General features: G+C 64.0%; 6 protein-coding genes and 1 pseudogene. 6 read left to right on the forward strand and 1 reads right to left on the reverse strand.

Annotated features, from left to right (window positions below):
- Nucleotides 1-70: 70 nt before the first annotated feature.
- Complete coding sequence (locus tag ACVWZA_RS19135) at nucleotides 71-1324, reverse strand: N-acetylmuramoyl-L-alanine amidase (protein ID WP_457312959.1); 1254 nt, start codon at nucleotides 1322-1324, stop codon at nucleotides 71-73.
- 495 nt (nucleotides 1325-1819) lie between these two features.
- Between ACVWZA_RS19135 and ACVWZA_RS19140 the strand changes: the two genes are divergently transcribed.
- From ACVWZA_RS19140 to ACVWZA_RS19165, 6 genes and pseudogenes are all read left to right on the forward strand, one after another.
- The gene (locus ACVWZA_RS19140; RefSeq protein WP_457312960.1) at nucleotides 1820-4555 is read left to right on the forward strand and encodes an Rne/Rng family ribonuclease; all 2736 of its coding nucleotides are present in this window, start codon (nucleotides 1820-1822) and stop codon (nucleotides 4553-4555) included.
- A 357-nt stretch (nucleotides 4556-4912) separates the two neighbouring features.
- Entirely contained in the window at nucleotides 4913-6265 is a 1353-nt protein-coding gene (locus tag ACVWZA_RS19145) for a M48 family metalloprotease (protein WP_457312968.1), read from the forward strand.
- A complete protein-coding gene (locus ACVWZA_RS19150) occupies nucleotides 6262-7008 on the forward strand; it encodes a DsbA family protein (protein WP_457312962.1) in 747 nt (248 codons plus the stop codon). The genes ACVWZA_RS19145 and ACVWZA_RS19150 overlap by 4 nt, the downstream gene beginning before the upstream one ends.
- A 42-nt stretch (nucleotides 7009-7050) precedes the next feature.
- Nucleotides 7051-7137, forward strand: a pseudogene (locus ACVWZA_RS19155) (hypothetical protein); the annotation flags it as partial.
- Nucleotides 7138-7285: 148 nt separating this feature from the next.
- On the forward strand, nucleotides 7286-8230 hold the full coding sequence (locus tag ACVWZA_RS19160) for an ABC transporter ATP-binding protein (protein ID WP_457312963.1): 945 nt from the start codon (nucleotides 7286-7288) through the stop codon (nucleotides 8228-8230).
- Complete coding sequence (locus ACVWZA_RS19165) at nucleotides 8227-9018, forward strand: ABC transporter permease (protein ID WP_457312964.1); 792 nt, start codon at nucleotides 8227-8229, stop codon at nucleotides 9016-9018. The genes ACVWZA_RS19160 and ACVWZA_RS19165 overlap by 4 nt, the downstream gene beginning before the upstream one ends.
- The last annotated feature ends 137 nt before the right edge of the window (nucleotides 9019-9155 follow it).

Consider the following 9155-nt stretch of genomic DNA (forward strand, 5'->3'; position numbering starts at 1 on the left):
AAAATTGTCGCAAACCTTGTCGGCCCGCGTACGCCCGTTCATCTTGGCCCTGCCGGGGCGGCGGGCAAGCTCAGTTGGACGCCAGCCGCCTGGCGAAATGGACATCGACTGCACGCCGTACGCTTTGCGCGATGCGCTTGCGACCATCGGGCGAATCGATGAATGCGGCGTCGCTCGGGTTGGAGATATAGCCTGTCTCGAACAGGATCGACGGCATGTCCGGCGCCTTGAGCACGACCAGCGATGCCATCCGGTGGAAGTTCGCCTTGACCGGAATCAGCGGCTGCGCCTCGCGGCCGAGCAGCCGGGCGAAACTCGCCGAACTGTTCATCGTCTCGCGCTGCGTCAGGTCGATCAGGATCGACGAGATATCGGTCGTCGTATCGCCGAGATTCACGCCCGAGATGATGTCGGCCTTGTTCTCGCGCGCCGCGAGCCGGGCCGATTCCTTGTCGGAGGCGACCTCGGACAAGGTATAGGCCGACGCGCCACTGGCGAGGCCCGCGCCGACGCTGTCGCAATGGATCGAGATAAACAGGTTCGCCTTCAGCTTGCGCGCGATGCCGTAGCGTTCCTGCAGGATCAGGAAGCGGTCGTCGTCGCGCGTGAGTGCGACGCGCACCCGTCCAGAACGCAGCAACTCGTCGCGGATCGCCCTGGCGATGCGCAAGGTCACATCCTTTTCGCGCAACCCGCTGTCGGGCGAGATCGCGCCGGGATCGACCCCGCCATGGCCGGCATCGATCACCACCAGCGGACGGCTGTCGTCGCCATAGACGGTCGGCAGCACCATCGTCCTGCTTGGCTTGGGCACCGGGATCGAGAGTTGGTAGCGCCGCGGCGCGGCAGCCGCGGTAAAACTGCTGAACGGCGGCAGGAAGCTCATCCGCCCTTCGGCGGCGGCGCGCGCGAAACTCGCATCGTCGACCGTGCGCAGCTCCAGCGTAAGTTCGCGGCCGTCGCTGTCGAAACGCCCCTCGGTAACGATCGCCGGCTGCGAGAGATCGAAAACCACCCGCGCGCCCTGGTCGCCGCGCGCAGCCTGGCGCACCGCGCTGATCGGTCCGCCAGCGTCGGCCCGCGTGCCAGGAGTCGCACCGGTTATGTCGAGCGCGATGCGATTGGGTCCGGCGAGCATGAACATCGACGCATCGACGACCGCCGCATCGAACTTAACCACGATCCGGTCGTGCCTGACTTCGACACGCTCCACCGACGCCGCCCAACTGGGGGTGCCGGCAAGCCAGCATGCCAGAAGGGTCAGGAGGAAAGACACACGAGTGTAATGCCGCGCCGATAGTGGCGCGGTCCAGCGAAAATACATGGGCGGGGGGTCCCATTCGAACAACAATGACTATCGCCCGACTAAACCACCGTCCCTTCCGACACGGTGAAGCGACGGGGTTAACGCACCGTTGGGCATGATATTGCCGGAAAGCCTGCAGGAACGTGCCGGTTGCTGCGCGCAACGACCGGTGCTAGATGCGAAATCGCACCGGCAAGCGCATAAGTTCGCGCCCAATCCGGTCTACTTGGCCGCCCCTCTCTGGGCGCGGCCCTTCCAGGTTGAAGTTCGCAATGACGCATTTCCTTTCCCGCCCCAACCGACCGGTTTCGACCGGCGGGTTTGTGGGCGTGTCAGGTGCCACGGGCCATGCGCCCGGGCGTGTGCTGCGAGCAGAGGCACATTTCGACAACAGCGGCATGTCCAGGCCAGGCGGCGTTTTCGCCGGGCAAGACGGCCATCACAATCGCGCGCGGCCTGACCGGCCCGGCCTGTTTCGGCCATACCCCGGACCGCGCGCCCGGAGAATAGTCAATGACCACGCGTATGCTGATCGACGCACGCCACCGGGAAGAAACCCGTGTGGCGGTCGTCAAAGGGAACCGGATCGAAGAGTTTGATTTCGAGTCCGCCGAGCGCAAACAGCTCAAAGGGAATATCTATCTAGCCAAGGTTACTCGGGTCGAACCGTCGCTGCAGGCGGCGTTCATCGATTATGGTGGCAATCGCCATGGCTTCTTGGCGTTCAGCGAAATCCATCCCGATTATTATCAGATCCCCAAGGAAGACCGCGACGAGTTGCTGCGCGAGGAGGCGGAGCATGCCGCCGAGGAAGCAGCACTTCGCGCCGAACTGGATGCCCAGGACGAGCTGCACGGCGACGATTATGACGATGAGCACGACCATGGTGATCACGACCATGATCACGAAGGCGAGATCGACGAAGACACGGTAGAGCGTTTCGAGGATGATGGCGGCGTCGGTGCCGAAGTGGCGGCCGAAGAGGGCGGCCGTTCGCGCGGTCGTCGCAAGCGCGGCGCGTCCGACGATGCGGCCGACGATCTGCGCGAGCGCCGCATGAACCTGCGCCGCCGCTACAAGATCCAGGACGTGATCCGCCGCCGTCAGGTGCTGCTGGTTCAGGTCGTCAAGGAAGAGCGCGGCAACAAGGGCGCGGCGCTGACCACTTATTTGTCGCTTGCCGGCCGCTATTGCGTGCTGATGCCCAACACGTCGCATGGCGGCGGGATCAGCCGCAAGATTTCGAATGCGGGCGACCGCAAGCGTTTGAAGTCGATCATGGCCGATATGAAGCTGCCGCCGTCGATGGGCTGCATCGTGCGCACCGCCGGCCTTCAGCGCACCAAGGTCGAGATCAAGCGCGATTTCGATTATCTCGCGCGGCTGTGGGACGGCATTCGCGACACGACGCTGCAATCGTCGGCACCGGCCCTGGTCTATGGCGACAGCGACCTGATCAAGCGCGCGATCCGCGACATCTATAATCGCGAGATCGACGAAGTGATCGTCGAAGGCGAGGACGGGTATCGCCACGCCAAGGACTTCATGAAGCTGCTGATGCCGAGCCATGCGCGCAAGGTGAAGCATTATTCCGACCCGGTGCCGCTGTTCCAACGTGCGCATGTCGAGGATCAGCTCGGCGCGATGTATCATCCTGTCGTGCAGCTGAAATCGGGCGGTTACCTGGTGATCAACCCGACCGAGGCATTGGTGTCGATCGACATCAACTCCGGCCGGTCGACGCGCGAGCATTCGATCGAGCAGACCGCGACCGCGACCAATCTCGAAGCAACGCAGGAAATCGCGCGCCAGTTGCGCCTGCGCGACATGGCCGGCCTCGTCGTCATCGACTTTATCGACATGGACAATAGTTCCAACGTTCGGAAGGTCGAGAAGGCGATGAAGGAGGCGCTGAAGAACGATCGCGCCCGCATCCAGGTCGGCCGCATCTCCAGCTTCGGCCTGATGGAAATGAGCCGTCAGCGCCTGCGCACCGGCGTACTCGAAGCCTCGACCCGTCAATGCCCGCATTGCGAGGGCACCGGCCTGGTGCGCACCGCGTCGTCGGCGGGTCTGTCGGCGCTGCGCATGATCGAGGACGAGGCCGCACGCGGCCGTGGTTCCGAAGTCACGCTGCGCGCCAGCATGGAAGCGGCATTCTACTTGCTCAACCGCAAGCGCGCGGAACTGGCCGAGATCGAGGATCGCTACGGCGTGAAGATCGATGTCGCGCCGGACGGCGAACAGGAAGGCGCGCGCATGGCGGTGGAGGTCTCCGGACCGCCGCCGGCCCATGCACCGCGCTTCGACGCGCCGATCGAGGATCTCGACGACGATGATATCCCCGAGGATATCGAGGATGAGATCGACGAGGAGGTCGAAGAGGAAGAGGCCGAGGCACCACGCCAGGCACGTGAGCCGCGTGAACGCGGCGAGCGCTCCGAGCGTTCGAGCGACGATGAAGGCAGCTCGCGCCGCCGCCGTCGTCGTCGCGGACGTCGCGGCCGCAACCGGCCCGAGAGCGATGGCACGCCCGAGGGCGATGCCGAAGCTGCGCGTGTCGCTGCCGAAGATGATGCCGAGGATGCCCTTGAGGACGCCGAGGCAACAACCGAGACTGGGGATGTCGAAGCGATGGGCGACGCGCCCGCCGGCGACGGCGAAGGTCGTCGTCGTCGCGGACGCCGGGGCCGTCGCGGCGGTCGTCGCAACGAAGGCGAGCGGACCAACGAGGCGGGCGACGTGATCGCCACCGACGAGGCTGTTGCCGAAGCACCAGCCGAACAGCCGCAGGTCGAAGCCGAGCCGGTCGAAGCGCCAAAGAAGGGCCGCCGTCGTCCCAAGGCACGCGATGCCGCCGAAGCACCGGCAATTGTCGCCGAAGCCCCGGTCGAAGCGCCCGTGGCGGAAGCCGAAGCCGAAGCACCGGCCAAGCCGAAGCGGACGCGCAAGCCCAAGGCGGCTGCTGTCGCGGTCGAAACCCCGCCCGCGGCACCGGTTCCCGAACTGGTTGCCGAGGAGCCGGCCGCCAAGCCGAAGCGCCGTGCCCCGCGTAAAAAGGCCGGGGCGGCAGCCGAAGCTGCGCAACCCGATGAATCCGATATGCGGGCCATCCCGCTCGCTGACGGACTAGACGGTGCAGCCCCTGCCGATGCGGCTACAGGCCCGGACGATGCGGCCAACGATGCCGATCCCGGCGAGGCCGGTTCGACGCGTCGTGGCTGGTGGCAGCGGACATTCGGAGCGTAAGCTTGGTTCGCCTTAGGACGAGAGGATGAGTTAGCGGCGGTGAAGGCGATATGCCTTTGCCGCCGTTTCCTTGTTGGCTGCGCGGTGTGGCGTCTTGATCGCCGATAGTCCCCCTCACCCTTCCGTCGCTTCGCTCCTCCCTCCCTCTCCCACAAGGGGAGAGGGAATTTGGCTGCGCCTCTTAACTCCTCTCCCCTGTGGGAGAGGAAGGGGCCCGCGCGCAGCGTGGGAAGGTGAGGGGGACTAAGGGGGCATGACTACACCCTGCCTGCCCCCTTCACCCCACATTCACCCGCACGACGCCACATCCCGCCCTTCCCCGTTGCCACAACCGGAAGAAGTGTCGATATGTCGGGCATGAAGCGGTTCATCGCTGGTCTGGCGGCCTCCATCCTGCTCTGGGCGCAACCCGCTTATGCGCAGTCGATTCTGCGCGATGCGGAAACCGAGGCGATGTTCAACGACATGTCGCGGCCGTTGATTCTCGCCGCCGGCCTGAGCCCGCGCAACGTCCGTGTCGTGTTGATCAACGATGATTCGATCAACGCCTTCGTCGCCGGCGGCCAGACCGTCTATGTCCATTCGGGACTGATCCAGGCGGCCGACAACGCCAATGAGGTGCAGGGAGTCATCGCCCACGAACTCGGCCATATCGCCGACGGCCATGTCGTGCTGCAAAGCGCCGGCGCGCGGCCCGCGATGGGCATTTCGATCCTCAGCATGGTGCTCGGCCTCGCGGCGATCGCGGCCGGTGCTGGCGAGGCCGGGATGGGCATCATGCAGGCCGGCCAGCAAGCGGCGATGGGCAAGTTCCTGTCCTTCACCCGGGTCCAGGAATCGACCGCAGATGCGGCCGGCGCGCGGTATCTCAACGCATCGGGGGTCAGCGGCCGGGGCATGATCAGCTTCTTCAAGAAACTGCAGAACGAGGAATATGCCTATGGCGTGGGCAATATCGATCCCTATGCGCAAAGCCATCCGCTGAGCGGGCAGCGCGTCGCCAATTTGACGCATGACCTGCAAATCGGGCCGGCCTGGACCGCCAAGCCTGATCTGCCGCTGGAAGAACGGTTCAAGCGCGTCAAGGCCAAGCTGCGCGGTTATGTCGCCGATCCGAAGACGACGATGAACATCTTCCCCGATACGGACCAGAGCGTTTACGCCCATTATGCCCGTGCCTATGCCTGGCATAAGGCGGGTTATCCCGAAAAGGCCGATGCGGAGTCGGCGGCACTACTGAGGGCGGATTCGCACGATCCCTATTTCCTCGAGATCAGGGGCCAGATCCTGCTCGAGGCGGGCAAGCCGGCCGAGGCGCTGGCGCCGCTGCGCGAGGCGACCGACCGGTCGGACAATTCCCCGCTCATCGCCACCACTTTCGGCCATGCGCTGATCGCGACCGAGGACAAGGTCAATTATCCCGAGGCGGTCAAAGTGCTGCGTCAGGCGGTCGCGCGCGACGACCAGAACCCGTTCGCCTGGTATCAGCTCGGCACCGTATATGATCGCACCGGCGACCAGCCGCGCGCCATGCTCGCGACTGCCGAACAAGCGAGCATGAACGGCAATTCGCCGATCGCCGCCTATACCGCGCGGGGCGCCATGGCGGGCCTCACACCCAACAGCATCGACTGGATTCGCGCGCAGGACATTGCGATGACCGCGCAGAACGACATCGATGAAAATCCAAAGAAGTTCAAACGCCGATGATCGCCAGACTGACCGGAAATCCGCTGGCGCTTGCCGGCGTCGTCCTGCTTGCCGCGCTGATCGGCGCGGGCGCGATGTGGGGATTGCAGCGCGCCGCGCCAGGGTCGCTCGGCGCGGCCGATACGGCGCGGGTCGAGGCGGTGGTGCGCGATTATGTGCTGACCCATCCGGAGATCATTCCCGAAGCGATGGACCGGCTGCGCGATCGGGAAATGGGCAAGACGATCGCCGCGAACCGCAAGGCGATCCTCGAACCGTTCGACGGCGCATGGATCGGCAACCCAAAAGGCGATGTCACGTTGGTCGAATATTTCGACTATAATTGCGGTTATTGCCGCGCCAGCCTGCCGACCATCGCGCAGCTGATCGAGCGCGATCCGAATATCAAAGTGGTGTTCCGCGAACTGCCGATCCTGAGCGAGGAAAGCGTCGTCGCGGCAAAGCTGAGCCTCGCCGCCGCCGCGCAAGGCAAGTTCAAGGTCCTGCATGACGCGCTTTATGCCGGCGGTCCGCTGACGCCGCAAAGCATGGCCACCGCCGCCAGACAGGCCGGACTGGACATGACCAGGGCGGCCGCGATGGCGCCGCGTGCCGAAGCGGAGATCGCGGCGAACCGCGGCATCGCGCAGCAACTCGGCATGAACGGCACGCCAAGCTGGGTGATCGGCAACAAGGTCGTGTCGGCGGCGCTGCCGCTCGACGAACTGGAAAAAGCGGTCAAGCAGGCGCGCGAGAAGAGCTGAGAGTGTTCTCTGTTTTGAAAATGCGCTGAAGGCGCGTTTTGGCGGTTCCGGCCCGCTCCCCCTCCCGGCCACCCACAGCATATCCTGAATGGGTGGCCGGGAGGGGGAGCGGGCCGGAACCGCCTTTGAAATTCGCCCTTTCGCGAATTTTCAAACAGGCTGACCGCTCGGTATGAAAATGCGGGGAAGTCGGAACGGCACCGTCTCTAAAAGCGATGGACCCGATTGAAGCCCGGCATGCCGCGCCCTACCTAAGGCCCATCCTGAAGGGGGCCAAGTGAACACCATTCTTTCCGTCAGCGGCGTATCCAAGACCTATGGATCGGGCACGACCGCGCTGCATTCGGTCGACCTCGATATCGCCAAGGGCGAGATTTTCGCGCTGCTCGGGCCCAATGGCGCGGGCAAGACGACGCTGATCAGTATCATTTGCGGCATCGTCACGCCCTCGACCGGCACCATCACGGTGATGGGGCATGACGCGATCCGCGAATTTCGCGCCGCGCGTCGGCTGGTCGGGCTGGTGCCGCAGGAATTATCGGTCGACATGTTCGAAACCGTGCTGGCCACGGTCAAGTTCAGCCGCCGCCTGTTCGGCCGGTCGGGCCATGACGCCTATATCGAGGAGATCCTCCGCGACCTGTCGCTATGGGACAAGCGCGACGCCAGGATCATGGAATTGTCCGGCGGCATGAAGCGCCGCGTGCTGATCGCCAAGGCGCTGAGCCACGAACCCGACCTATTGTTCCTCGACGAGCCGACCGCGGGCGTCGACGTTTCCCTGCGTCGCGATATGTGGAAACTGATCCACCGGCTGCGCGACAAGGGTACGACGATCATCCTCACCACCCATTATATCGAAGAGGCCGAGGAAATGGCCGACCGGGTCGGGGTGATCGACAAAGGCAAGCTGATCCTGGTCGAGCGCAAGGCGGAGCTGATGAAGCGGCTGGGCAAGCGCCAGATGCTGATCTCACTGCAGGAACCGATGATCACGATCCCCGCCGAACTGGATGAATGGCACCTCGAGCTGGAGGATGAGGGCAGGAAATTGCTTTATATATTCGACGCGACCAGTGAGCGGACCGGCATCCCGTCGCTGCTGCGCAAGCTTGCCGAGATCGGCATCGGCTTCAAGGATCTCGAGACGAGCAAATCATCGCTCGAGGATATTTTCGTCGACCTGGTGGCACAGGGCCAGGCCGAGAAGGTGGCGGCATGAACGGGCACAGTTTCAACGCGCCCCGCTATAACATTCATGGCGTGTGGGCGATCTACCGTTTCGAAATGGCGCGCTCGCTGCGCACACTATGGCAGAGCCTGGTCACGCCGGTCATCACCACCTCGCTCTACTTCGTGGTATTCGGCGGCGCGATCGGCAGCCGCATGCAGACCGTCGATGGCGTCGGCTATGGCAGCTTCATCGTACCCGGACTGATCATGATGTCGCTGCTGACGCAAAGCATCTCCAACGCCTCGATCGGCATCTACTTCCCCAAATTCACCGGCACGATGTACGAACTGCTTTCCGCGCCGGTATCGGCGATGGAGATGGTGCTGGGTTATGTCGGCGCGGCGACGACCAAGTCGGTAATCCTCGGGGTGATCATCCTGCTCACCGCGATGCTGTTCGTGCCGCTGCCGATCGCGCATCCATTCGCGATGCTGGCGTTCCTGGTGCTGACCAGCGTGACGTTCAGCCTGTTCGGCTTCATCATCGGCGTATGGGCCAAGGGCTTCGAACAACTGAACTTCGTGCCCGCATTGCTGATCACGCCGCTGACCTTCCTGGGCGGCGCATTCTATTCGATCAGCATGCTGCCCCAGCCCTGGCAGACGGTCAGCCTGTTCAACCCGGTGGTCTATCTGGTCAGCGGCTTCCGCTGGAGCTTCTTCGACAAGGGCGATGTCAGCGTCGGTATCAGCCTTGGCGTCACCGCGCTGTTCATGATCCTGTGCCTCGGCGTGATCGGATGGATCTTCAAGACCGGGTATCGGCTGAAATCCTAAATCCTCCCCGGCACGGGGAGGGGGACCGCGCGCTTCTTCAGCGCGTGGTGGAGCGACTATCTGGATTGTCAAACTGCATGCGCGAGGTGCGCGCGCGTTTCGCGTGCCTTTGCGTTGAGCCTGACGAGGAGTTTGCG

The sequence above is a fragment of the Sphingomonas sp. UYAg733 genome (genome assembly GCF_054057355.1).

Coding starts and splice junctions, on each gene's coding strand:
- ACVWZA_RS19135 (WP_457312959.1), bottom strand. CDS start 1,324: ATGTATTTTCGCTGGACCGCGCCACTATCGGCGCGGCATTACACTCGT.
- ACVWZA_RS19140 (WP_457312960.1), top strand. CDS start 1,820: ATGACCACGCGTATGCTGATCGACGCACGCCACCGGGAAGAAACCCGT.
- ACVWZA_RS19150 (WP_457312962.1), top strand. CDS start 6,262: ATGATCGCCAGACTGACCGGAAATCCGCTGGCGCTTGCCGGCGTCGTC.
- ACVWZA_RS19165 (WP_457312964.1), top strand. CDS start 8,227: ATGAACGGGCACAGTTTCAACGCGCCCCGCTATAACATTCATGGCGTG.
- ACVWZA_RS19145 (WP_457312968.1), top strand. CDS start 4,913: ATGAAGCGGTTCATCGCTGGTCTGGCGGCCTCCATCCTGCTCTGGGCG.